The organism is Allobosea sp. OK403 (genome assembly GCF_900113835.1).
In the GTDB taxonomy this organism is placed as follows: domain Bacteria; phylum Pseudomonadota; class Alphaproteobacteria; order Rhizobiales; family Beijerinckiaceae; genus Allobosea.
Window position 1 is genome coordinate 158493 of record NZ_FOQV01000009.1, and the last position, 23137, is coordinate 181629.

Sequence of the window (23137 nt, forward strand, 5' to 3'; positions counted from 1 at the left end):
TTGGCAATTTTCCGGCTGTCTCAGCCAATCCCAACCTTCCCCAAGCCGCCCGTGACCGGGCGGCTTTTTTCATGAGGAGCCGCCATGGCCGGCGCTGCCTATCAGGTCAATGTTTCTGCGACCGATGATGAAACCTTCGAGTTCACCTGCGAGTGGACGCTCGCGGACGGCTCCGATTTCCCATGGGCGGACTACGCCTACGCCTATGAGCTGAAGCGTGACCGCCGCCTGGTCTTGGCGCTCACCGGCGGCGACGGGCTCCTGATCACAGCCGAAAACAACAAGATCACGGTTCAGCCGCCGATGACGACGCGCCTGTGCCCAGGCGTTTACCGGCATGGCTGCCGGATCACCCAAATTGACACCGGCAAGACGATTCAGGTCTTCGACGGCACCGTCACTGTTACCGAGGGGAATTTCTGATGCCCGATGTCAGCATTGTCGCGCGAGGGCCGTCCTCGCTGCGGATGAAGTTCAAGCTGGGACTGGCTGGGCCGAGCCGTGCTTCCATCGAGGATGCCGTTGCAGGATCCGGACCCGGCTATCTCGGCTCTGCGGAAACCGCGGCCGCGATCAAGGTGCGGGCAGAGAACGCGGATTTCACCTCCGATTTCAACTTGCCTATCCCCGGCATTCTGAAAACCAAGCTCAGCGAGCATATGTCGATCATGGACTTCGCCACGACGCGAAGCATCGGCAATGGCTCGCTTGATGCTGCCGTTGCACTACGAAAGGCCCATGACGAGTTCGCCAATGCCGGCATGAAGGCCGCCAGGCTGTTCGTCCCGCCGGCCGATGTCGGCTATCTGCTCGACAGCCCTAGTGTCTTCTCGGATGTGGCTCTGACGATCGAGGGCGGCGGCTATCTCTGCGGCCCGCAGGGCGGCGGCTCGATGTTCAAGATCGCCGAGCCCAGCATCGTGCCGTTGACCTATGCGGGCTTTGAAACGCGCGGCTCCAAGATAGTCGGCATTGCGATCGACCAGCTACACCCCGGCACAGGGCCGACGAATTGGGCTCCGATCGTTTATCAGCCGGTGGTCAAGATCGACGCCACCTACGGCGAATTCGACCTCTATGACGTGTTCTGCCCGAAGGTCTATCACCTGCTCGACAGCGACCTTGCCGGGCGCATTCGCGTCCGGAACGTTAAGGCTCAGACGTTCAAGCACCTCTGGAGCTCGGAACGCGGCTATGACTGCCAGCGCATCGAGGACATCCATCTCTGGACCTATTGGACCTCCGATCAATATGTCCAGAAATGGATCCAGGAAAACTGCGACGCCTTCCTGATGAAGCGCGTCGATGCCCCCTTCGCGGATCGGGTTTTCACCTACGGGCACCATTCGACCTTCCGGTTCGAGACGAGCGCTTACGGTGACGCCAATCATGTCACCGGCGGCACGATCGTGGCAGATGCGTCGAAGCACGTTCTTCTGATCAATAGTTTCCAGTTCACCGGCCGCTTTGGATCGATCTATGGGCAGGGCGAGAGTTACGCTGGCGGAGGCGTACCGACTGTTGGCGGTAGCGTGTTGCAGTGCAATGGCGACTACACGCGTATCCAGATCGGAGCGCTTGCGTCGGAACGCCACGCTAAATGGGCTATCGATGTCCCTGGAACCGGCTGCACGATCGATATCGGCACGGCGATCCTCAGGTTCCCGAACCAAGACAACGACGGCAGCGGCTGCGTTCGGGTCGGCGGGGCCGCATCGGTTGTGCGCTTCAGCCAGACGCCGGTCATCCTCGACGGCAACGGCGCCAAACTTTCGCAGACCGGAACGACGGTTGGAGCCGGCGTTCAACAGAACGTGTCAGCCGGTGCGGTCAATGAAATCCGGGGTATCGCAGGAGCCGCCGGCGGCGATGTCGGCTTCAACGCGATCGGCACGGACGCGAACATCGAAGCATTCTTGGCCTCGAAAGGAGCTGGCGCTATATCGCTGCGCGCCAACGGTAAGAAGATCTTCCGCGTCGATGATTTCAACGGCAACGGCGACACCAATGTCTTGGTGCGCCCGGGCATCGGTGTAACGAACGTCATCGTCGAGAGTGCGCAGACTAACGCAGATTACAATATGACGCCGAAGGCGGCGGGCCGGGTGTTTTCGAATGGCTCGGGAGGCCTTGTGGTTCCCCGCATCGCCGCCGACCCCACCACACCTGCACCGGTCAATGGGCAAATCTATTATAACACTGCGACCAACCAACTCCGGGCTTATCTGAACGGCGCATGGGCCAATATAATCGATCCGACGCTCGCCGCGCTGTCACCGGTTGCCGACGACATGATCTATGCGACCGGCCCCGATGTCTTTGCTACGCTGGCGACGACGGCCGCGGGGCGGGCTTTACTAGCCGTGGCGTCCGCCGGGCAGATTCCTGCGACAGTGACGAATGACAACGCTGCTGCAGGGAAGGCGGGTGAATTCCAGCACCAACAACTGCTGCAAGGCTCTGCAGTTGCGCTGGCCACGGCGACGGCTGCCGACTTCCTCTCTCAGTCACTCACGGCTGGTGATTGGGAGGTGACCCTGGCGGGTTATTTCCTGCCCGGCGCAACCACCAACATCACCCAGGCGCTGCTCTCTCTGAACACCGTTGCGACGACGTTCAACAATACGGTCGGCTTCAAATCGAGCTGGATCTCGCCGTCGTCTTCAGGGGCAGTGCCCGGGGTTGCTCTTATCCAGCCATCTATAGTCAAGGCGCGGTTCAGTCTTGCGTCAACGACGACGATCTACGCGAACGCCTACGCTAATTTCACCGTCAGCACCCTCGCCACTTTCGGGGCTATGGATTGTCGTCGAGTGCGCTGATCGCCGGCCAAACAAGACGACCGTTAGCGCCTGCTCGTCCGCCACCTCCGGGCGGCTTTCATTCTGGAGCATACTCATGCTGTGCAGCGCGGCTCTCGGGCCGGCGCCGCTGACGCTCGTCTCGGGCGCGGCGGCTCACGAAGCCATGTCGGGCTGGGCATAGCCCGCAAGCTGCTGCGGTGACCTTGATTGCGCTGCTCACTTCGCGAAACAAGGCGATGGTCTTCACCTATTCGGTTGCACTGACGATCGCAGCGGGTATGCATTGAGGGCGATCAGCGCAGAATTTCTCATCGCCCTTGGTGATTATTAGGCCGAAGCATGTCACGACAAACCCATCCGACGAAACCTTAAGATGTGGTTCGTTTCTTATCCAAGCTCGTCCTGTCTCTGTATTGGCGTTCTGCCTGAATGGCGGGAGATCTATGAACTTGTCGAGGAGCGCATTGCCTACATCGAAATCAAGCGGCGCGACCTTGTGCCCCTTTGCTTCAAGTCGGTCTCTCAACTCCACAAAATGCTTGCGCTGGTAATAGACCGTGACCCAGTTATCAATCGTGTTTTCATCGTCGAGGAAGTTGAACTCAGTGGTGTGGACTGCGACGCCTCCAGGCCGAAGCGTTTCCAGTGAGTTTTCGATGAAATCTAGCCCCTTAGCGATCGAGCCCAAATGTTCGAGAGCGCAGATGGACCAGCAAAAATCGAAGTCGCGCAGATCGGGCGGGATCGTGTTCATATCGACAAACTGGTGGGTCACGCGCTTGTTGAATTCATCGCGGGAGACGAGCTCGGGCTTGTGCATCGAATCGAGGTTGCTGGCGTATTGTGAGCCTTTCGTCCATCCGGCCGTCTGAGCGTGATCCGGTGGCGCGTCGGTGGCGACGACATGCACACCCCTCGATGCGAAATAGGACGGGAAGCTCTCGACGCCGCAGCCGAAGCCAAGCCCGCGGCGGCCCGGCTTCATCATTCCGTGCGCGTATAGTGCTTGGTTTAAAAAGCAAATTTCCCAGAGCTTACGGTGGAAAATGAGAGGTATCTTGTATTCCGACAACCAGTACGCGGCCCATTCCGATTCGAGATCGGCCTGTGTTGTCGCCTTGCTTTTTATTCCGATGTGCTGCGGCTGCAGTCCCGTCCTGACCGGAAGCGCCGAGCGCAGGCGCTCGGCGAGATCCTGACCAAGTGATTTTAGTATCAAATGCGCGGGTGTGATGTCCTTCGCCACGTCCCACAAGGCGTTGATGTTCGGCTGACTGTGTGGGTTCACAATCCGCCTAAGATCGGTAAGCCGCGCCTCGATGTCGTTGCCTGAGAACCGCTGCTCGGCTGCCGTAAGGTTATCTGAGAGCCGCTGCTCGGCGGCAGTGATTTCCTCTATGAACCGCAGTTCGGCAGCGGTGAGCCGCTCTGCAGTTTCAGCAACGCTGGCTCCGGTAAATTTTAAGCCGGGCTCTATCTGCTTGGCGAGACGTTCTTCAAGTGCGGCAATTCGATGTTCAGTGGCGCGACGCCACTTAAGCGGATTCCACATTTAATTCCCCAGACCTAATATTTGGCTTCTAGCGTCCACATTCACGACTAGGTAGTATCCGTTACATAACGTTATCTTGAGAAACAATCTAGCGAACTAGAGCTTCGGACGCCCGGGCCATTCGCCCGCCCAGCCGACGCCGTCTCCTAATAATGGATCCTCATGGACACGCTCGCCGTGCAGGCGGCGTTGGCGGCGCTTGGCTATGCGCTGGTGCGGAGCGGCGTGATCGATGCCGATATCCGGATCCTGCTCCAGACCTTCCAGCGCGGTCACGGCCTTGCCGCCACCGGCGCGCTGACGCTCGACACGATTCTAGCGCTGCGGGCCGCGGTGGCGTGTCGCCCTGCCGGGCAGGGCTGAATCTCTTCAAACCCTTCACATAACCCATGCCGGAGAGTCGTATGTCCAGCTTCACCTTCGCCAAGGCCCTGAAGGTCGTCCTCGTCCATGAGGGCGGCAAGGTCGATCATCCCAAGGATCCGGGCGGCCGAACCAATCAGGGCGTGATCCAGCGCGTCTATGACGGCTATCGCGCCCGCAAGGGCAGGCCGAAGCGCGACGTCTATCTGATGGAGTCGGCCGAGCGCGACGAGATCTATCGCGCGCAATATTGGGATGCCGTGCGCGCTGACGATCTGCCGGCCGGCGTCGATTATGTCGTCTTCGACGGGGCGGTGAATTCCGGGCCGGCGCAATCGGTGAAGTGGCTGCAGCGCGCGCTCGGCGGCGTGAAGGTCGATGGCGCGCTCGGCGAGGCGACGCTGGCGGCCGTCGCCACGCATCCCGATCATGACGCGCTGATCGCCGCCATCTGCCAGCGCCGCATGGCGTTCCTCAAGGCGCTGAGCATCTGGCCGACCTTCGGCAAGGGCTGGACGGCGCGGGTCTCCGGCGTACGCACCATCGGCTGGGCCTGGGCTTCGGGCAGCGTCGGGCCGGCGCCGGTGCATGCCGCGGGCGGCAGCGCCAAGGCGACGCTCGATCAGGCCCGGCCGCTGCCGGCCATGGCGGGCGGAGATGCGGCGATCGGCGGCGGCATGGCGACTGGCGGCCTCGGCGGTGTGCTGCAGCAGGCACAGGATGCGCTTAGCCCCCTGGCCGGCAACAGCACGATTATCGGCAACATCGTCGCCGCGCTCGTTGTCGCGGGCGCGGTCATCACGATCGGCGGCCTCGGCTATCGCTTCGTCGCCCAGCGCCGGGCGGCAGCCCAGGCTGACGCGCTCGATCTCGCGGTGCCGGCGTGACGGCGGCGCTCGCCGCACTGGCGGCGCTGCGCCGCGTGCCTTGGCAGGCCTGGGCCGTGGCGGCGCTCGGGCTCGCTCTCGGCCTCTACGGCTGGAGCCGTTTCGAGGCAGGCGGCGATGCTGCCCGCTCTGCAATCCAACACTCCAACGACAAGGCAAGGAAGCGCGCCGATGATGCGAGCCGCACGGTTGAGAATTGCATGGGCGCTTGGGACCGCGCTCGCGGCTTCTGCCTGCCAGACGACGGCGCCGGTCGATAGGCCCTGCGGCGTCATCACCGACAGCCTGCTGTCGGTGCGCGGTGCGACGCCTGTCGATACACGCCGCATCGACATTCATTTTGAACGCGGTGTGGCGGCCGGGTGCTGGAGGCGATCGTGAGCGACATGACGGACACCAGAGACCGGGTCATCGCTCTGGAGCGCGATGTAAAGCACTTGACGGAGCAGGTGGCCGACATGGCCGACAAGGTCGCGGCCATGCATGACCTCCTGATGCAGGCGCGAGGCGTGCGCTGGATCATCGTGCTGATGGCCGGCGTCGGCGGGTTCATTGCGTCAAAGCTCGGGGCCATCATCCCATGGCCCAGATAGAGCCTGCTCCTGCAGGATAGGAGAGCTCCTGAGCCTTCGGTTTATGCCCAGGCTGTAGCTCAGCCCGCCCGTCCCCTGGGGCAGGCGGATTTTTTTGATTTAACCGCGACGGAACGCGTACGAGCAGATCAGTAGTCTTCTGCCTAGAATTATCATCAGCACAAGCAGGGGATCAAGCAGTCTTAGACAAATTGAGAACGGCGATAGATATAACACGAACGCACTGCAGGTAGCATTCTTCGGGCCAACACATCGTCGCTCTGCGATTTTCTGCTTATTCCTGAGAATCCGATGATCAAAATCTAGGATAAATACCATAAATTGTCTCATGCATATCCAGCTCCGAAGCCGGTTAGTCCGCGATCTTGAGGCTCGCGAGGTGGTCATCCTGATCGATCAACTTATCATGCTGTCGAGCGATCTTCCTTTGAGTTTCCACCCGTTCTGCGATCGTGCGAATGTTGCTTAAGTACTGCGAGAATACTGTTTCCGCACCCGCGTCCTTGATGTTTACTACAAAATCTCGCGGCCAAAATTGTTCGCCGAAAACAGAATAGAAACTGAAATTCAGCATTGGATAATTTGAGTTGTGCTAGAAAAATTTCAATTTCTACTATGCGCTTGGCGTATCACACATTTCTGAGATGTAGGGCCTATAATCTTGTGACGAAACCCATTTTGTATACTCAAAGAAAATCTTTCTCACTATCTCTTCAGCACCTACCGTGTAATTCGCCAGTTCGATGTCAAGATCGATCTTCGAACACAACTATCATCCGTCAGAGTTAATTGGATTGGAGCATAACAATATGGTACATCGATAATGATTTTGATGTCGCCTACAAGATGCTCGACGTCGATAGAGTATTCGATTTGATCGTTCATCATGTCGAGCTTAACTGGTAGGGAGGCGCGTTGTTCGTCACGAAATATAACGTCTTGAGGCGATATGCCGGCGAACACTCTTGCTTTAAATTTGAGAGTTCCACCTAGTTCTTTCAATCTGCAATGCAATTTGCTTCGCGCCTGTGGCCCTGCCCACCAAGAGTATTCCCCTCCGGTGATCGCCTTTGGTTCTGGCACGTACCAGTTCTCGGCAAGCCAAACATGCTCATTATCTGAGTTGTAGGCTAGAAACGAATCATTTATTGCGCCGGTGTTGGGTTTTAAAATGATTCTATCGCGAAATTCTGAGTATTTTCTAAGGAAATGATTGTATACAATCATATCAAAATCGTACATATTCGGTCTTGACATTATCGCATGTCGAATCTTGTTCTTATCGATCCCATCGTTCTGGGAGGTATTTACTCTAATTAATTTTCTCGGGAACATGGGAATTTTGTTTTCAAGAGCCCAAAGTTCCGGGAATTCATCGATCTTTTCGCTTGGGACGAACCAGTTTATTCTTTCAAGGCAAGAGGGAAGGTAGCGCATCAGCGCTTCAATAGGCCCGATTTCACGAGAAAGAGATTCATAATCGTAGAACGCCTCGACGATACAGCGTGATTGAAAATTCGCGAAGAAATCTGAAAACGTGTCAAATAAGGCTCCGGGCTCAAGAGCTCTCACGGCTCTCTGCCAAAGCCGCATATTCGGCTGAAATAGATGCCTGTAATGCGAGATGATCTGATCGATCGGGTTTCTGATCGATGCCATTATTCCGATATCGGAAAAGTCCGCAAGAACGCCGCCCTTCGCGTGCGATTCGATGAAATCAAATCTGCCAAACGCACTGCGAAGCTTCTCGGAATCTCCGTCGCCGTAATCGGTTGTGAGTGTCTCGCTCCGGCCTAGCGGATAAAGTGCAGCTATCCGCTGCGCCAAGGATTGCCCGCCAGTCTTCGGAATATGCAGATAGAACGTCTTACGCGTCACGCCTGTCGCCCTTTGATAGCTCGTGCGTCTCAAGTGAACTGCCAAGCCTGCAAGCCGGGATAGTCCCGATAGATCCGGCGCCGGCTCACGCCAAGGTGCCGAGTGAGGAAGTCGAACGTGGCCGCAGCATAGTGAGAGATATGGCCGTTCCCCGGTCCCAGATACCACCAAGTTCTGTCGAGGCAATTGGAGTCCCAGTAGGCGGTCTGAAATGCGATCACGCCTCCGGGCTTGAGATGCCTCTTCATGTGCTCCAAAGAACCCAGAGGGTCAGGTAGGTGTTCAATGACCTCGCACGCCACGATGACATCGAATGATCGGCCATCGAGTGACGGAAGGAACCAGTCTTTTCCGAACTTTGGTTGGATGATGTCTGTCCCCCAGACGTTCATTTGCAGGTTCCGGTGGCAAACTTCGATGAAGGCGCCTCCACCGCAGCCAAAGTCGAGAATCTCAAGATCCTCAGTCTTTTTGCCGACGAGCTCATTGGCGAGCATGACCAAGCGAAGAGTTTCACCCACGCGGCCATACAGATCGGGGTCTTGGAGAGTCCAGTATTCTTCGTCGTAAATCTCGGTGTGGTCGTCGCTGTCCAACGCCGTCGTAAAGAGGAAACCGCAGCTCGTGCACTCGAAGAAAAAGGCGTCATCCGGGGCCTCAGGAATTGGATGGCCGCTCTTTTTCGACGATGGCAGGCCAAATTTCAAATTCGAGATCGAGCCGCAGATTTTGCACTTGCAACTTGAAACGGTCATTGGCTTTCCCGCAGAGCAGAGGGGTGTTTCGAGAGAAGGTCTGTAATGGCGTTGGCCACTTCGGCGGGGCGGATATCGGTTAGGCACGGAAGGCCTTTGCCGCATTCCTCGGCGAGTTCGATGCCGCAGCCGTAACATGGGGTGTCGCGGGTAACCACCACTCCGATGCCGTCTTGCCCCCACTCGCGCCAGTTGACCGCTCCCATGTGGATACTGACCACCGGCGCTCCGCGTAGCGCGGCAAGGTGCTTTGGGCCGCTGTCATTGCCCAGGAAGACAGCGCAATTCGACAAGAGACCATCAAACTGCGCGAAGGTAGGGTGCCCCCGCAGCACGATCAGATCGTGCGAAAGGTCGGCGGGCTTCTCGGGTAGCTCGCTTGGGTCGTCAAGTAGAAGCACAACAGGAATATGGTGCGCTTGAATGGTGCGGCGTGCAACTTCAAGATAGCGATCGAGCGGCCATTTCCGGCTTAAAGTTCGTGCCCCGCTATGAAAGACGGCGTAACGCTGACCCGCTTTCAGGCCAAGTTGTTCGCGGAAATGAGAATCCAGCGGGGTCTTCGGTAGCTGTGTAGCACGCCCTAGCGCTGCAACAGCGATGGCTGCGATCAGCGCCTCTGGCGCACGCGCGTGAGAAACCGCCTCGTGACGGTTGCCGGCGTCGCGCACCCGCAGATCGAAGGCGATGTCGAGCCAAGGAAATTCGTCCGGCTTGAAGCCGGCGGTATAACGGGCCTTGGCGAGCTTAAGCAGCGGTCTAGTCAACGAGCCTGGAGCTAGATCTATCGCCAGGTCATAGTTGCGGCCCGACAACATTTCGCCCAATTGATGCTGATCCTGAACACTTAAAACGCGATGACGCGTGGCCTGATTGTATGGGAACGCTACGGAGAACACCGCGTCAAACAGCCCAGAACCGCGCGCTAATTCAAACTGGCCAGGGGACACCAGGGCGTCAACGCGCGAGGCGGGGAAGTGTCGCCTAAGTGCAGCCACTGCAGGAAATGATAAAACGGTGTCCCCAAGTTGGTCGGCGCGTACCACCAGAATGCGTGACAATTCTCCATCGAAATAGGTTCGATCAGCGTCAAAGCGCTGAGATGGCAGGCTCGCTATTCGAGTTTCGATCATGTCGTCAGATGGCGACGGAAGCACGATCGCCGAAGAGGTCAGGCTAAGCCGTTTCCAGTCCCTTTCGTCCACCCAGACCGTGAGATCGTGCCCGGCGTAACCGCCGTTGCTCTCTTGGAAATGGAGTTGCAAGGAGTGCGGGCCAGGCTGAAGCGGGCCAACTTCGAACCAGGCATTGAAGATCTGGTGGACATACGGCGACTGTTCGAACCCTTGGGTCAATGCCGAGCCGGCGCACTCCGCGATGGTCCGGCCATTGAGGCGCACCCGCATGGTCTCGTACCCAATGCGTGATGACGTGCGAACGCGCGCGAAATCGACGGGCCGCAGAACCCGGAGGCGCCCATATTGTGTTTCTTGCGTGCCGCCGCCTAAGCCCAGCACTTCGATCGCCAGTTCGTAGGAGCGCTGATCGGCTACCTTAGGTATGAGTTCGGGCACCAACGGCGCGCTGCCAGCATCCTGGGTTGCTCGATGGTGCTGCATCGATGCGATGTTGAAAGCGGCATGTCGATGTGCCAACTGGAAGAATGCCGCGTCACCTGCATAGCGATGCAGGATCGAAGGGATCGACTCGACCTCCGGCAAGAGCATAGCCAGTTCGTTGCGGACGAATTCGGTAGGTTCGGTCCTATAGCACGATTCAAGTAACTCCGCGGCGACCCGAAACTTTCCGAGAGATTTGGAGATCAACGCCTTCTCAATGAGCAGTGGCATTGGGGCATATTTTTCATCGAACGCGTCGAGGATCATCAAAGATTCGGCGAGACGGCCGTGCTCCTTTAGCTTCTGGGCGAGATAGATGCTCTCATGCGGCGTGCATGCGTTTTGGTGAGCGACCGCGATCGCCGCTTTTACGGAGATAGGACCAAACGTATCGATTTGCAGCAGATCCACCGCTTCTTCCAACGTAAGGCTGTCAGAAATCGCCGCAAGAAGCACGGCAGTGGCGCGATCCCGGCCGCCAGGGTCTTTGGTTGCGCCGTAGAGCAGAGAATCGATCTCAGAAAACAGCTTGAGGCCTGAGCCCAGCTCTGTGCGTCGCCGTCGTAGCGCGTCGCCATATTCGAAGCGCACACCAACTGCCAAGCGGTCCAGAGCGGCCATGCCAGCGCCAAGTTTATGCGTCGCAAGCCACGCTTGTACCGCATTATTGAGCGCGCGAATTGCGACTGCTCGCAAGGCCTTCGCGGTCCTAGTTTCACAAAAGACCACCAGTGAGTCTAGCGGTTTGGATGCAGCTTCCATCCGGTCAAAGGCAACGTTCAAGCGTAACGAGAAATCGTCGGGATGCGCCCACGCAGTGGCAAACACGGCCTCGATACTCAATGTCAGGGCGCGCGCAAGGGCCTCTTTTTCGGCCTCGTTAGAGAGCAGGCCTTGATTCAATGATAGCTGCTGCACAGCGCCGTGCTGCGGTTCGAAGGCGACGGAGATCTCGTTTGCCGTCTCATTTGCCAACTGGAGCGCAGCATTTCGAACGAGCTTCCGTGCGTTTGGAGCTCGTTCCTTTCCTGGCCCGGCCGCGGTGGAAGCGACAACGCCTCGCAGCCCATACCGCGCAACGAAATCCAAGTGGTTCTTCACTGCGTGGGCGGAGCGGTCAGAAAGATACGCGAGGCCAGCGAACGAGCATGCCAGATCGTTGTTGGCTGGACGTTCGCTGAGAGCGCGTGCAGCCTCTCGCAAAGTCTCTGCATCGAGCGGGCGCAGTTCGCATGAGCAGACGGCGAGCAGGGACACTGCCGAGACATCGCCTTCGGTAGCTTGGCTAAATTTCACCACGGCGGCGTTGAGATGACCCAATGCCTGAAGCTCTCGGGGGCCGTCTGGACTCCCCATCTCTGCAGCACCGCGGTAGGCATTAGCGCACGCACTAAAGTTCCCCGACAGCTTGAGCAAGTGGCCGAACTGCACAAATAGGTCCGCGCGCTCATTCCGCCACGCTTCGCTGCGATGCGCTTCTGGGGTTAAATGAAGAGCTTGTTCAGCGTAGCTATAGAACTCCAATGCCTTGGCAAACTGATGGGATTCCTTGGCGCAGTTTCCAGCTTGTACCCAAAACGAAGCAGCGCGCTTGGGTTGCTCATCAGCGGCGCGCGCGTAGAAAAATGCGGCTCGACGCCAATCCCCCGCGTCCCGCGCGGTGTCAGCCTTCCCTTGAGAGTTGCGCCCGGCAAAAATTAAGGTCGAGCCGAGGATGCTCGAAAACTTTGAGCGCCGGGATATCATTTGTTTCTCGCGCCTTTGGCCGTTGAGAGTTTGAGGACTTTGGCAAAGAAAGAGCTACGATCGAACGCGTTGAATCGGAAGAGTATAATAAGGTGCATGCGCACTATATGACCGTCGGCTTTTTTGCCAGGCTTAGGGCGCATGCCGCCCGTTGCGGCTTCGTGTCAATGCGAACATGGTTCGGCGCTGACGTTGTATACTATTGGCCGCGCCTCCAACGGCGTCGAAGTTTCGGAGCAGCCACGTGATTGAACCTTCAACTCTTCGTCGAGCACTCGAAGAGAAGGATCGCGTCTACAATGCGCTTATACTGCGGCACATTATGGGGCGATACGGTCGAGGAAATATCGGTTTCTTGTGGACATTCATTGAGCCAATGCTGCTATGCGTCGGAGTTATGGCGATATGGTCGCTTACGAAAGGTGGCGTGGAACACGGTGTACAGCTTACGGCGGTCGTCTTCACTGGATACATGCCACTTACTCTCTGGAGGCACATGACAAATTCGATGGGTCATGTGATGAGGTCTAGTAAATTTCTTATGAATTACCGCATGATATCGCAATATGACGTTATTCTTGCGCGACTGTTTATCGAGTTTTTTAGCACATCAGGCGCTGCGCTGTTTGTATATATTGTACTTAATACATTTGGAATTCTGCCAGATGTTTATGATTGGTCTAGGGTTATCCTGGGGTGGCTGATCATGGGAGCGCTTGGTTTTGGGGGTGGGGCGCTAATGGCTGGAATCACCGAGGCAAATGAAGTCGTAGAGAAGTTTATTCCAGCATTTCAATACCTAATGCTTCCTTTCTCGGGGTGTTTTTTTATGTTGAGCTGGCTTCCTGATTCATCGCGTGAAGCTCTACTCTATGTTCCGTTCCCTCATGCATTCGAGACAATTAGAGCGGGCTTTTTTGGGCCAGGCGTGATGACCTATAGCAGCCCATCCTATGGTTTTGCCTGGGCGTTATTTTTAGCCGGATGCGGATTTCTCATCATAAGAATGGTTCGTGATCATATCGAAGGGTAGGGCATCCGAGAAAGACGGCGAGCCCACATCATAGCGATGCTGGCGATCGCGCCTCACGCGATCGCCACGAAGATCCCGCTCCTGATTGTGAAGCGTCGCTTGCGGCTGCGTGCTTGGTATAACGATGGATCGGGGAGGTGGGTCACAGCAGGTTGCGTTCGCCTATAAGATCGAGCGCAGCGATTATTCCAAACCGCCGTTTCGCTTAAGAGCCGCCCATTTCACCGCAGCTTATGGGCTGTGTTTGTCAAGGCGGGGCGAAGATGCAATGGAGCGCACGCGGATTGCCGTGCTGCAGGGCCGGTGCTGTGGAGAGCTCGTTCAAGGCAGGTCCAGGCCGATGATGAGCATGTGGCGGCCGCTCTCCCGCAGGGTTTTCGGCAGGTTCTTGCAGAAATCCGCCGCGTTCAGGCGCTGTCGGTGACGTCGTGGGCCGCGCTGTCGCCGGCCGAGGCGCAGGGAACGCTGGGGGGCAGGCAGACGGGCAAAGGCGAAATCTCCCGGCTCGCCATTGGCCCGTCGGCCACCGGGGTCAAGGCTTGCGGAGGCATGGTGGGCGCCGCGGTATCTATGCCGCTCACAGGGTCTGCGTCGGTGATCACCAGGCGCAGCTTCGGGCGCGGCGCTTTCGCCCGCCTGAGCTGCGAACGCCGCAACGCAAATGATAGTTTCGAACTGCGCCCCATTGCCCGGTTCGATAAGGCGCTCTTGACGCAATCTCCTTGATTCAGATCAAAATCCGGCGACGGCGCTGTCCTCGGTGCGGCCGGTTTGCGCCTTCGCTGCGGCGCTCTGCCTGTCCGCTCCCCGCCCGGGCTTCCAGATGTCCCACGCTTCCCATCCGCCGCCTCGGCGCGTTCCGGCTCGCCGTTTTGGGCGCGCCGCGAGGGCGCCCTGGGCGCGCACGAGCCAGGGCGCCATTCAGCGCGCCCAGGACGGCTGGTCTGAGATCGGGCCGGGGCCCCAGGCTCTCCCCTAGCGGAGCCTGATTTCGCGCTCCGGGGAACGTAATCGAGCTGGAAAGGTTGCCCATCAGGAGCGTCATCATGTTTTCCAATAGAACTCGCCTTGTTCCCGCAGGATCAGAATCGATCACATCTGTTTTGACCGGTGAACTGATCTCGAGCGTATCTGAGGAATTTCGCCACGAGCGCGAAGTGGAGTTTCTCTGCTCGCTTTCGCCCGCTTGCCTGGAGGATATCCTGACCGGTTTCGGGCGCAGGGGGAGCCACCGCAGCATCACTGCCATCAGGGGGCCCGCCGAGGTCAGGTTCCTGCGAAGCCAGATCAACCTGTTTCGGCTTCGCAGCGATGCGGTTCCCGCGCTCATCCGATAAGCCTCGCCAATCGGGGCGACAGGCCGGTACCGAGCTACGCGATATCGAGGTTACGCCCGAGATGGTTCAGGCGCGGCGCCAATCTCTATTGGCCCAAGGATTTCAGCCCGAACAACTTGGAGAACAGCGCCTTTTGGGGCTTCTGGAAGCGATGCGCTTTGCCAGAGCGCGTCATCAGGAGCCCACCGAAGGGCAGATCCAGCGGGCTGTGGCTGCTTTACGGGCTTGGGATTCCGAAGCGGATTTAACAGCAAGCTATCGATCGGTGGTTGCGGAGCTGCATCAAGCCCTGACGCAACGCGCTTTGCCTGATGGGCCACAAAAAGAACTGAACCTATTGTCCTTGCCGCCCAATACCATTCTTGTTTGAGGCGGCCGGCCCGCTCTGCGAGTTGCCGGATTGAAAGGTAGGTTGCCGGAACGTATTCAGGCTGCTTATCGAGCCGCAGCCAGTTTGGGAGCCAAAGCACCTCTTTGGTCTTGTTGAAACGTGTGAACTTTCCTGGGATGCCGTGCGCGATGCAATCTCTTTTGGCCTTTACGGCCAGAACTTCGCTTAGGAGCCGTTCGTATTCCGCGAACTCGGCTGGATAGTTGGCATAGAGCGCCTTAACATATTCGGTTAATTTGGGAGCTTGTCGCTCAAAGACATATGGGAATTGGGAGGGGTCGTCGCTGCTCAGATTAAGGAAGCTGCGTAGTAGACCGGTCACACTTTCCTCAATCATAGCCCATTCCATCATGACGTACCCCGTTGCTAGGGCTAGATTTGGGGAATAGCCATCTGGTGTGAAATGAAATGTGGTTTGTGATGTCATGAGCGATCCCGATGACGAAAAGCGCCGCGATGAGGTGTTGAAGCGGATGCTGGCGACGCCGCCGAAGCCGCATGACGGCAAGGCTGAGAAGAGGGGCCGCGATGAACCTGAGAAGAAAATGTTGCACTTGATGGCAAGAGCTCTCGGACTCGCCATCAAGATTGATGGAATCCCGTTTGGCGCGGACGATAACCGCGCCGTCGATTACGGGAAGTGAGCTTCAATCCACGCAGTTGTGCCTTTCAGCGCTTTGTGGAAGCTCGGCCGTTTTTCAAACTTTATGACCATCAGCAAATCGTCGGCGTGTATGAGCCCCGCGAAATGGTCCTTCACCTCTGTCGCTGTGTTGTCGGAAGACAGAAAATATTCTGACTCCTGAAATTTGACAGAGTCGAGCCTGCCAAATTCGTCCCACAGTTTTTGGTAGTCGAACTCAGATTTTTTTCGGAGATCGTAGCTCACGGTGAAAAGTGCCATTTTCAAAGTTCCTTAAAAAAAGAACCCGAAAAACTTGACAGCGAGTCTTGAACGAGCAAATTGTAACCCGTCACACCAAATGACTCGCCGCAACCTTTCCAGGCCCTGCGGTTGAAGGAAAGCCGGGGTTCCTAGGCCCCGGTCTTTCCGCGTGCCGATTCGGCACGCCTTTCTATTCCCGCAGGAATCGAACGCTAGGTCAAGCGCCCTTAAAGCTTTGTTCAGACTCGTGTTTTTCCTAGCGCACGTTCGCGTAGGATTCGCGTCGCTTTCTGCTTAAGCGAACACGGCTTCACCAGTCCGCCGATAGGTGAGGCGCTTGCCGTTGATGCCCTTCAAGGCGTTTTCGAGCGAAGGGGACAGCGGTTCGCGTGAAGACAACGCGTCAAAGCAAGGGCCTGGGGCTATTGAACGATCCAATCGGATCGGAAATGGCTCCGGAGGGATGCCGGCATGCCCGGTTTCGCTTCGGCGAGCCGGGCCTTTTCGTTCAGCCCCTTTTCCTGATCTCAGCCAGCCGCTGGATCTGCGCCCGCAGCGCTACGACCGCCGCCTCGCCGCGAATGCCCTTGATGCCGCGCGCATCGCGATCGGTCGAGCCGGTCACGCCGTCCAGCATCGCGTTGCGCGCAGGCAGCGGCAGGCTGAGCAGATAGGCGACCTCGCATTCGAGCCGCCATTCCTCGGACGATGTCGAAACCTCGCGGCCGGCGAGATGGGACCAGGCGAGTGATGGGGCAGGCATAGGCACAGGCGAATCTCCTTGAAGGTGGGAGACCCTACCTCCTGCGCGCCTGTCAGGCATCTGCCAGGGGCTGGCGATGGCCTCCGCCCGGCGCCCGCACGGCCCAGCGGGGCTAGGCCAACGCGCCGGTCACGAACCACCACTGGTGACGCCTTGGCGGCGGTCGGGGGCGTGTCCGGAATGACTGAAGGAAAATGGTGGGCGACACAGGGATCGAACCTGTGACCACTCCCGTGTGAAGGGAGTGCTCTACCGCTGAGCTAGTCGCCCGCACCGGCGCTTCTCCTAGTCGGCGCGGGCGGTGGCGTCAAGAATGAGTGGCGTCAAGAATGCTCGGCGTCAAGAATGCCTGGCGTTACGAATGCATGGCGTCAAGAATGCATGGGCACGCGGCCAAGCGCTTGCTGGCCGAAGACCTGGCGCACGGCGTCGGGCAGGGCGTCGAAATGCTGGATCACGAGATCGGGCGCCAGCGTCTCGATGGCGACGTCGGTATAGCCGAAGGGCACGCAGATGCAGGGAATGCCGGCGGCCTTTGCCGTGGCGATGTCGGTGCGCGAATCGCCGATCATCACGGCGCGCGCCGGATCGGCCCCGGCTGCCTCGATCGTCAGGGTCAGATGGCGTGGATCGGGCTTGTGGAAGGGAAAGCTGTCGCGCCCGGCGATGGCGGCGAAACGCCCGGTGATGCCGAAATGGTCGAGGATCAACCGCGTATGCAGGATCGGCTTGTTGGTGCAGACTGCAAGCGCATAGCCCTCAGAGGCAAGCGTATCCATCGCGTCCAGCACACCGTCGAAGAGATGGCTGCTGGAGGCCGCGTCCTGCGCATAGATCAGCAGGAAATCCTCGAACAGGCGCTCCAGCGTCGCCTCAGCGAGCGGACGGCCGGAAACACGGAAGCCGCGCTCGATCAGGGCCCGGGCGCCGGCGCCGACCAGCTCGCGGGCGCGATCGAGCGGCAGGGCAGGCAGGCCCTCGCGCACCAGAATGAGGTTGAGCGTGCGCATGATGTCGGGCGCGGTCTCGGCGAGCGTGCCGTCGAGATCGAACACGACGATGGCGGGCAGACTCATGGGCAAGTCTCTCTCATGGTAAGCCTCTCCGGGCGCGAGCTAGCGCGGGGGGGTGTAAAGCCTCTTAGCCCGCTTAGGGCTGCTTCGGAAAGGCTGCGCGCCGCACTGCTGCCGCTCTGTCGGCAAAAGCTGCATCGATGGTGATATCGTCTCGCCGATTCGCTGGAAGGAATGCTGCGGTGTCGAACTCCCTGGAAAAGCTGGTGCGCCTCGTGGCGGCCTCGAGCCTGTGCATCGCGGCGGTCGGCCCGGCTGTCGCCGCCCCCTTCGAATTCGCGCCGGCGCCGCAGACCGATCTCAACCGCGTCTACCGTATCGACAAGGCGACAGGCGAGGTCGGGGCCTGCCAGTTCCAGCTCAAGGAAGGCGGCGTCGGCATGACGATCTGCTTTGCGGCGGGCGAGGGGGCCGGGCCGCAGGCGCCCAGCGACTACCAGCTCGTGCCGTCGCGGCACGAGCGCGAGGGCGGCATCTTCCGCGTCAACATCCGCACCGGCGAGATGAGCATCTGCTACGTCTTCGACGACAAGGTGGTCTGCACCCCCCAGGCGAAATAACCGCCCCAGGCTAAGTCATCTGTCCCAGGCGAAATAACCCGCTATTTTCCGGCCTGTATTGAGCCGATGATATCGGCGCCATGCGGCATTGACCGTCGGCATGTGCCGTCGCGCCATGCTAAACCAACGGCTCCCGTGATCTTCCCTCGAGATTTGTCATGCTCAAGCTCAACGACCCGTCGCTCCTGAAGTCGCAGTGCTATGTCGATGGCGCCTGGATCGGCGAGGGCGTCGACGCGGTCGACAACCCGGCGACGGGCGTGGTGCTGGCCAAGGTGCCGCGCTTTGGCGCGACCGAGACGACGGCTGCCGTCGAGGCCGCCTCGCGCGCCTTCAAACCCTGGGCCAAGAAGACCGCCAAGGAGCGTTCCGTCATCCTGCGCAAATGGTTCGAGCTGATCATGGCGAACCAGGAAGACCTCGCCCAGATCATGACCGCCGAGCAGGGCAAGCCGATCACGGAAGCCCGCGGCGAGGTCGCCTATGCCGCCTCCTTCGTCGAATTCTATGCGGAAGAGGCCAAGCGCATCTATGGCGAGACCATTCCCTCGCCCTTCCCGAATTCGCGCATCATCATCCAGAAGCAGCCCGTTGGCGTCTGCGCCGCGATCACGCCCTGGAACTTCCCGGCCGCGATGATCACGCGCAAATGCTCGCCTGGCCTTGCCGCAGGCTGCACCTTCGTGGTCAAGCCCGCGCCCGATACGCCGCTGACCGCACTCGCCTTGGCGGAGCTGGCGCAGCGTGCCGGCATTCCCGCCGGCGTGCTCAACATCGTCACCGGCGATGCCAAGGAGATCGGCGGCGTCATGACCTCGCACCCCGCCGTGCGCTTCATCGGCTTCACCGGCTCGACGCCTGTCGGCAAGCTCCTGATGCAGCAGGCCGCCTCGACGGTGAAGAAGGTCGGGCTGGAACTGGGCGGCAATGCACCCTTCATCGTCTTCGACGATGCCGATATCGACGCCGCCGTGCAGGGCGCGATCGCCGCCAAATACCGCAACATGGGCCAGACCTGCGTCTGCACCAACCGCCTCTTCGTCCAGGACGGCGTCCATGACGAGTTCGTCGCGAAATTCGCCGGCGAGGTCGCCAAGATGAAGGTCGGCAACGGCGTCGAGGTCGGCGTCGTGCAGGGTCCGCTGATCAATGAGCGCGCGGTCGAGAAGGTCGAGCGCCACGTCGCCGACGCCGTCGCCCATGGCGCCAAGGTCGTCGTCGGTGGCAAGCGCCATGCGCTTGGCCGCACCTTCTACGAGCCGACCGTGCTTTCGGGCGTCACCACCAAGATGCTGGTGACCAATGAGGAGACGTTCGGCCCGGTCGCCCCGGTTTATCGCTTCAAGACCGAGGATGAGGTCGTGGCGATGGCGAACGATACGCCGTTTGGCCTGGCCGCCTATTTCTATTCCAGGGATCTCGGCCGCGCCTTCCGCGTCGCCGAGGAGCTGGAATACGGCATGGTCGGCATCAACTCGGCCATGCTCGGCACCGAGGTCGCCCCCTTCGGCGGCGTCAAGGAATCCGGGCTCGGCCGCGAGGGCTCGCTCCATGGCATGGATGAGTTCGTCGAGATCAAATACATGCTGATGGGTGGGCTGGGCGTTTGACTGCCGATGACCTGAAGAAGCTGGCGGCGGCACGGGCGCTCGAGCTCGTGCGCCCCGGCATGCGGCTCGGCCTGGGCACGGGCTCGACGGCGAAGCATTTCGTCGACCTGCTCGGCCAGCGCGTCGCTGCGGGGCTCGAGGTGATCTGCGTCGCGACCTCGGAGGCGACGCAGGCGCAGGCGCTTGCGCTCGCCATTCCGATGTCGACGCTGGACGAGACGCCGGAACTCGATCTCACGGTCGACGGGGCCGACGAGATCGATCCGCAATTGCGCCTGATCAAGGGCGGTGGCGCGGCGCATCTGCGTGAGAAGATCGTCGCAGCGGCCTCGGCCCGGATGATCGTCATCGCCGATGACAGCAAGCTGGTTGAGCGGCTCGGGCGCTTTCCGCTGCCGATCGAGGTCGTGCCCTTCGGGCTGGCGGCGACGCGCCGCGCCGTGGCTGCGGCCATCGCCGGCTGCGGCTCTGCCGGAGAGCTCGTGCTGCGCAAGCGGCCCGATGGCACAACTGTGGTCACCGACAACGGCAACTACATCCTGGACGCTCATCTGGGCGCGATCGCTCAGCCCGAGGCTCTGGCGCTGGCGCTCGGCCAGGTTCCCGGCGTCGTCGAGCACGGGCTCTTCATCGGCCTGGCCACGGGCGCCATCCTTGCGGGGGCCGACGGCTTGCGCCTGCTCGGTGCGACCGGGTGATTCCCAATCGGTGCAAACCACGCTAGATCACGTCGCATTCGGACATTTCCGTCCGAATGCGAAGAACGTGATCGATTCCAGGAGTTGAGAGCATTGCTCTTGCGAAAAACCGGTATCCACTTTTTCGCGCAATGCTCTAATGATCGCCCGAACCCGAAACGGCCCGCCGTGGCCGACGGCGCACCGGGCCGTTGTCCGGCCGCATGACGAAGGACCACTGCATGATCCGTCACTCTCTCGCCAGCGCGGCTCTTGGGCTCGCCTTGATCCTGTCGGCGCCGGCTTTCGCGCAGACGGCGGCTCTGGCGCCCATCACGCCCAGCCACCTCCAACTGGCGCGCGAAGCCGCCGAGCTCACCGGCATCTCGGCATCGCTGGAGTCGATCTACACCGAGTTCAGCACGCGCACGAAGCAACTCGTCGGCACGACCCGCCCCGAGCTCAAGAAGGACATGGACGCCGTCATCGACGCGCTGAAGCCGGAGGCGGACGCCAAGCGGGCCGAGATCATGGTCACGGCCTCGGAGATCTTCGCCCGGAAGATCAACGAAGCCGATCTCAAGGAGGTCGTCACCTTCTTCAAATCGCCGGTCGGCCAGCGCTACAACGCGGCACGCACCAGCGCGATCGACGAGATTTACGTGGTGCTGGAGCCCTGGAGCATCAACACCAGCAATTTCCTGTTCGACCGCTTCACCCAGGAAATGCGCAAGCGCGGCCACCAGATGTAAGGCCAAAGGCCTGCTTCCGACATCAAGAAACCCGCCTGCGGAGACCGCAGGCGGGTTTCTTTTTGTTCGGAGCCTCGGCGTCCTCGCGCAGGTTGGAACCTGCGCCGTCATCCTGGGCGTAGCACTGGGGTCCGATCTTCGATCAGCCCAAGGATAAGCTCCGCGGAGGCCCGGAATCCGAAGCGCATCATGGTCGAGCTTGCCCCGACCATCTCGTAAACCAGAGCGCTCTGGTCATGAGGTTCTCGGGGCGCAAGCCCGAGAATGACGCTCTACGATGGATCCCGAGACGCCCTGCGGGGCGCCCAGGATGACGCTGTGGTCCGAAGCAAGACGCAAACGCGCGCCGTCAGTCCTCCGAGGCCTTGAACCTGTTCAGCCCGCTCATCACGAAGGGCGCGACCAGGCCGATGAAGGCCAGGCCGAGCAGGATGGCGGAGCCGGGATTCTCCAGCAGGATCATCGGATCGCCGAGGCTGATCTGCAAGGCGCGCCTGAGTTGCGCTTCCGCCATCGGCCCCAGGATCAGCCCCACCACCATCGGCGCGACCGGATAGTCGTAGCGGCGCATCAGGAAGCCGAGGAAGCCGAAGACGAACAGCATCGAGAGCTCGACCACCGAGGCCTTGACCGCGAGCGTGCCCATCGCCGCGAAGACGAGGATGCCGGCATAGAGCCAGGGCTGCGGGATCGCCAGCAGGCGGACCCAGAGCCCGATCAGCGGCAGGTTGATGATCACCAGCATGGTGTTGGCGATGAAGAGCGAGGCGATCAGCCCCCAGACCAGGTCCGGCCGCTCGGCGAAGAGCAGCGGGCCCGGGTTCAGGCCATATTGCTGGAAGCCCGCCAGCATGATCGCCGCCGTCGCCGAGGTCGGCAGGCCCAGCGTCAGCAACGGCACGAGCGTGCCCGCGGCCGAGGCGTTGTTGGCCGCCTCCGGCCCCGCCACGCCTTCGATTGCGCCATTGCCGAATTCGCCGGGATATTTGCAGAGCTTCCGCTCGGTCGAATAGCTCAGGAAGGTCGGCACTTCCGCGCCGCCCGCCGGCAGCGCGCCGATCGGGAAGCCGAAGGCGGTGCCGCGCAGCCAGGGCGCCCAGGAGCGCTTCCAGTCTTCCTTCGTCATCCAGAGCGAGCCCTTGATCGGTACGATCTCTTCGGGGTCGCGGAAGCGCTTGGAGGCGACATAGAGCGCCTCGCCGACCGCGAAGAGGCCGACCGCCAGCGTCGTCACCTCGACCCCGTCGAGCAGTTCGGGCACACCGAAGGTCAGGCGCGCCTGGCCGGTCAAACGGTCGATGCCGATCAGCCCGAGCGTCACGCCCGCAGCCAGGCTCGTCAGCCCGCGTAGGGGCGAATCGCCGAAGGTTGCGGAGACTGTGACGAAGGCCAGGATCATCAGGCCGAAATAGTCCCAGGGTCCGAACTTCACCGCGATCTCGACGAGCCAGGGCGCGAGAAACGCCAGCCCCAGCGTCGCGATCGTGCCCGCGACGAAGGAGCCGATCGCCGAGGTGGCAAGCGCTGGCCCGCCGCGCCCAGCCTTGGCCATCTTCGAGCCTTCGAGCGCGGTTGCGAGCGAGGCGCTTTCGCCCGGCGCATTGATCAGGATCGCCGTGGTCGAGCCGCCATACATGCCGCCGTAATAGATGCCGGCGAACATGATCAGCGAGCCGGCAGGGTCGAGCTTGAAGGTGACGGGCAGGAGCAGCGCGACCGTCAGGGCCGGCCCGATGCCCGGCAGCACGCCGACGGCGGTGCCGAGAAACACGCCGACCAGGGCAAAGAGCAGCTTGGTGGGTTCGAGCGCGACGGTGAAGCCGTGCATCAGGGCGTTGAAGGTATCCATCGTCGCGCC

Annotated in this window: 23 protein-coding genes and 1 tRNA gene; 14 read left to right on the forward strand and 10 right to left on the reverse strand. The window is 60.2% G+C overall.

Annotated elements, in window-relative coordinates:
- Window positions 1-84: 84 nt before the first annotated feature.
- On the forward strand, window positions 85-423 hold the full coding sequence (locus BMZ97_RS24060) for a hypothetical protein (protein ID WP_092175780.1): 339 nt from the start codon (window positions 85-87) through the stop codon (window positions 421-423).
- Window positions 423-2822: a hypothetical protein gene (locus tag BMZ97_RS24065; RefSeq protein ID WP_092175782.1), complete on the forward strand. Its 2400-nt coding sequence runs from the start codon at window positions 423-425 to the stop codon at window positions 2820-2822. Before BMZ97_RS24060 ends, BMZ97_RS24065 begins: the two co-directional genes overlap by 1 nt.
- A gap of 229 nt (window positions 2823-3051) precedes the next feature.
- On the opposite strand, the gene BMZ97_RS24070 is transcribed toward BMZ97_RS24065, so the two are convergent.
- Complete coding sequence (locus BMZ97_RS24070) at window positions 3052-4356, reverse strand: SAM-dependent methyltransferase (RefSeq protein ID WP_175525710.1); 1305 nt, start codon at window positions 4354-4356, stop codon at window positions 3052-3054.
- A gap of 162 nt (window positions 4357-4518) precedes the next feature.
- Here BMZ97_RS24070 and BMZ97_RS24075 point away from each other — a divergent pair, with 162 nt between their 5' ends.
- The 4 genes from BMZ97_RS24075 to BMZ97_RS24090 all read left to right on the forward strand — a co-directional run bounded on the left by BMZ97_RS24075 (window position 4519) and on the right by BMZ97_RS24090 (window position 6199).
- Complete coding sequence (locus BMZ97_RS24075; RefSeq protein WP_092175785.1) at window positions 4519-4719, forward strand: peptidoglycan-binding protein; 201 nt, start codon at window positions 4519-4521, stop codon at window positions 4717-4719.
- A 41-nt stretch (window positions 4720-4760) separates the two neighbouring features.
- Window positions 4761-5606, forward strand: coding sequence for a glycoside hydrolase family 108 protein (locus tag BMZ97_RS24080; protein WP_092175788.1), 846 nt, complete (start codon window positions 4761-4763; stop codon window positions 5604-5606).
- The gene (locus BMZ97_RS24085) at window positions 5603-5866 is read left to right on the forward strand and encodes a hypothetical protein (RefSeq protein ID WP_092175790.1); all 264 of its coding nucleotides are present in this window, start codon (window positions 5603-5605) and stop codon (window positions 5864-5866) included. Before BMZ97_RS24080 ends, BMZ97_RS24085 begins: the two co-directional genes overlap by 4 nt.
- A 117-nt stretch (window positions 5867-5983) precedes the next feature.
- On the forward strand, window positions 5984-6199 hold the full coding sequence (locus BMZ97_RS24090; RefSeq protein WP_139221310.1) for a hypothetical protein: 216 nt from the start codon (window positions 5984-5986) through the stop codon (window positions 6197-6199).
- 720 nt (window positions 6200-6919) lie between these two features.
- Here the strand turns inward: BMZ97_RS24090 and BMZ97_RS30905 are convergent.
- Genes BMZ97_RS30905 through BMZ97_RS24105 form a run of 3 tightly spaced genes read right to left on the reverse strand, consistent with a single transcriptional unit; the run spans window position 6920 to window position 12197 of the window.
- Window positions 6920-8077: a sulfotransferase family protein gene (locus BMZ97_RS30905; protein ID WP_139221311.1), complete on the reverse strand. Its 1158-nt coding sequence runs from the start codon at window positions 8075-8077 to the stop codon at window positions 6920-6922.
- Between the two features lie 29 nt (window positions 8078-8106).
- Window positions 8107-8832 (reverse strand): class I SAM-dependent methyltransferase, encoded by a 726-nt coding sequence (locus BMZ97_RS24100; RefSeq protein ID WP_175525711.1) that lies wholly within the window; start codon window positions 8830-8832, stop codon window positions 8107-8109.
- Complete coding sequence (locus BMZ97_RS24105) at window positions 8829-12197, reverse strand: glycosyltransferase family 9 protein (protein WP_092175801.1); 3369 nt, start codon at window positions 12195-12197, stop codon at window positions 8829-8831. The genes BMZ97_RS24100 and BMZ97_RS24105 overlap by 4 nt, the downstream gene beginning before the upstream one ends.
- Window positions 12198-12750: 553 nt before the next feature.
- Between BMZ97_RS24105 and BMZ97_RS31830 the strand changes: the two genes are divergently transcribed.
- The 3 genes from BMZ97_RS31830 to BMZ97_RS24120 all read left to right on the forward strand — a co-directional run bounded on the left by BMZ97_RS31830 (window position 12751) and on the right by BMZ97_RS24120 (window position 14567).
- Complete coding sequence (locus tag BMZ97_RS31830) at window positions 12751-13230, forward strand: hypothetical protein (RefSeq protein WP_348272130.1); 480 nt, start codon at window positions 12751-12753, stop codon at window positions 13228-13230.
- Window positions 13231-13581: 351 nt separating this feature from the next.
- Window positions 13582-13956 carry a hypothetical protein gene (locus tag BMZ97_RS24115; protein WP_092175806.1) on the forward strand — a complete coding sequence of 125 codons (375 nt, stop codon included), beginning with the start codon at window positions 13582-13584 and terminating at the stop codon, window positions 13954-13956.
- Between the two features lie 320 nt (window positions 13957-14276).
- Window positions 14277-14567, forward strand: coding sequence for a DUF7696 family protein (locus tag BMZ97_RS24120; RefSeq protein WP_139221313.1), 291 nt, complete (start codon window positions 14277-14279; stop codon window positions 14565-14567).
- Window positions 14568-14617: 50 nt separating this feature from the next.
- Here BMZ97_RS24120 and BMZ97_RS30910 read toward each other — a convergent pair whose 3' ends face one another.
- Window positions 14618-15385: a hypothetical protein gene (locus tag BMZ97_RS30910; RefSeq protein WP_139221314.1), complete on the reverse strand. Its 768-nt coding sequence runs from the start codon at window positions 15383-15385 to the stop codon at window positions 14618-14620.
- On the opposite strand from BMZ97_RS30910, the gene BMZ97_RS24125 reads away from it, so the two are divergent.
- Window positions 15384-15602: a hypothetical protein gene (locus BMZ97_RS24125; protein WP_092175812.1), complete on the forward strand. Its 219-nt coding sequence runs from the start codon at window positions 15384-15386 to the stop codon at window positions 15600-15602. The two genes, BMZ97_RS30910 and BMZ97_RS24125, sit on opposite strands and share 2 nt — an antisense overlap.
- On the opposite strand, the gene BMZ97_RS24130 is transcribed toward BMZ97_RS24125, so the two are convergent.
- From BMZ97_RS24130 to gph, 4 genes are all read right to left on the reverse strand, one after another.
- Window positions 15590-15862, reverse strand: coding sequence for a hypothetical protein (locus tag BMZ97_RS24130; protein WP_092175814.1), 273 nt, complete (start codon window positions 15860-15862; stop codon window positions 15590-15592). The genes BMZ97_RS24125 and BMZ97_RS24130 overlap by 13 nt on opposite strands.
- A gap of 490 nt (window positions 15863-16352) precedes the next feature.
- On the reverse strand, window positions 16353-16613 hold the full coding sequence (locus tag BMZ97_RS31380) for a DUF7696 family protein (protein WP_175525712.1): 261 nt from the start codon (window positions 16611-16613) through the stop codon (window positions 16353-16355).
- Window positions 16614-16802: 189 nt separating this feature from the next.
- Window positions 16803-16877 (reverse strand) — tRNA-Val (locus BMZ97_RS24140).
- Between the two features lie 101 nt (window positions 16878-16978).
- Window positions 16979-17683 carry a phosphoglycolate phosphatase gene (gene gph / locus BMZ97_RS24145; protein ID WP_092175820.1) on the reverse strand — a complete coding sequence of 235 codons (705 nt, stop codon included), beginning with the start codon at window positions 17681-17683 and terminating at the stop codon, window positions 16979-16981.
- A gap of 203 nt (window positions 17684-17886) precedes the next feature.
- On the opposite strand from gph, the gene BMZ97_RS24150 reads away from it, so the two are divergent.
- The 4 genes from BMZ97_RS24150 to BMZ97_RS24165 all read left to right on the forward strand — a co-directional run bounded on the left by BMZ97_RS24150 (window position 17887) and on the right by BMZ97_RS24165 (window position 21279).
- Window positions 17887-18240, forward strand: coding sequence for a hypothetical protein (locus BMZ97_RS24150; protein ID WP_244546584.1), 354 nt, complete (start codon window positions 17887-17889; stop codon window positions 18238-18240).
- Window positions 18241-18398: 158 nt separating this feature from the next.
- Window positions 18399-19850, forward strand: a complete 1452-nt coding sequence (locus BMZ97_RS24155; protein WP_092175822.1) for an NAD-dependent succinate-semialdehyde dehydrogenase — start codon at window positions 18399-18401, stop codon at window positions 19848-19850.
- On the forward strand, window positions 19847-20548 hold the full coding sequence (gene rpiA, locus BMZ97_RS24160; protein ID WP_092175826.1) for a ribose-5-phosphate isomerase RpiA: 702 nt from the start codon (window positions 19847-19849) through the stop codon (window positions 20546-20548). Before BMZ97_RS24155 ends, rpiA begins: the two co-directional genes overlap by 4 nt.
- A 221-nt stretch (window positions 20549-20769) precedes the next feature.
- Complete coding sequence (locus BMZ97_RS24165; protein ID WP_175525713.1) at window positions 20770-21279, forward strand: DUF2059 domain-containing protein; 510 nt, start codon at window positions 20770-20772, stop codon at window positions 21277-21279.
- A gap of 349 nt (window positions 21280-21628) precedes the next feature.
- Here BMZ97_RS24165 and BMZ97_RS24170 read toward each other — a convergent pair whose 3' ends face one another.
- Window positions 21629-23128 (reverse strand): tripartite tricarboxylate transporter permease, encoded by a 1500-nt coding sequence (locus tag BMZ97_RS24170; RefSeq protein ID WP_092175831.1) that lies wholly within the window; start codon window positions 23126-23128, stop codon window positions 21629-21631.
- Window positions 23129-23137: the final 9 nt, after the last annotated feature.

Bases quoted from the DNA above. Each gene is read 5' to 3' on its own strand.
- BMZ97_RS24070 (WP_175525710.1), bottom strand. From the start codon at position 4,356: ATGTGGAATCCGCTTAAGTGGCGTCGCGCCACTGAACATCGAATTGCC.
- BMZ97_RS30910 (WP_139221314.1), bottom strand. From the start codon at position 15,385: ATGACATCACAAACCACATTTCATTTCACACCAGATGGCTATTCCCCA.
- BMZ97_RS24100 (WP_175525711.1), bottom strand. From the start codon at position 8,832: ATGACCGTTTCAAGTTGCAAGTGCAAAATCTGCGGCTCGATCTCGAAT.
- BMZ97_RS24155 (WP_092175822.1), top strand. From the start codon at position 18,399: ATGCTCAAGCTCAACGACCCGTCGCTCCTGAAGTCGCAGTGCTATGTC.
- BMZ97_RS24065 (WP_092175782.1), top strand. From the start codon at position 423: ATGCCCGATGTCAGCATTGTCGCGCGAGGGCCGTCCTCGCTGCGGATG.
- BMZ97_RS31830 (WP_348272130.1), top strand. From the start codon at position 12,751: ATGATATCGCAATATGACGTTATTCTTGCGCGACTGTTTATCGAGTTT.
- gph (WP_092175820.1), bottom strand. From the start codon at position 17,683: ATGAGTCTGCCCGCCATCGTCGTGTTCGATCTCGACGGCACGCTCGCC.
- BMZ97_RS24105 (WP_092175801.1), bottom strand. From the start codon at position 12,197: ATGATATCCCGGCGCTCAAAGTTTTCGAGCATCCTCGGCTCGACCTTA.
- BMZ97_RS24165 (WP_175525713.1), top strand. From the start codon at position 20,770: ATGATCCGTCACTCTCTCGCCAGCGCGGCTCTTGGGCTCGCCTTGATC.
- BMZ97_RS24130 (WP_092175814.1), bottom strand. From the start codon at position 15,862: ATGGCACTTTTCACCGTGAGCTACGATCTCCGAAAAAAATCTGAGTTC.
- BMZ97_RS24170 (WP_092175831.1), bottom strand. From the start codon at position 23,128: ATGGATACCTTCAACGCCCTGATGCACGGCTTCACCGTCGCGCTCGAA.
- BMZ97_RS24080 (WP_092175788.1), top strand. From the start codon at position 4,761: ATGTCCAGCTTCACCTTCGCCAAGGCCCTGAAGGTCGTCCTCGTCCAT.
- BMZ97_RS24075 (WP_092175785.1), top strand. From the start codon at position 4,519: ATGGACACGCTCGCCGTGCAGGCGGCGTTGGCGGCGCTTGGCTATGCG.
- BMZ97_RS24120 (WP_139221313.1), top strand. From the start codon at position 14,277: ATGTTTTCCAATAGAACTCGCCTTGTTCCCGCAGGATCAGAATCGATC.
- BMZ97_RS24125 (WP_092175812.1), top strand. From the start codon at position 15,384: ATGAGCGATCCCGATGACGAAAAGCGCCGCGATGAGGTGTTGAAGCGG.
- BMZ97_RS24060 (WP_092175780.1), top strand. From the start codon at position 85: ATGGCCGGCGCTGCCTATCAGGTCAATGTTTCTGCGACCGATGATGAA.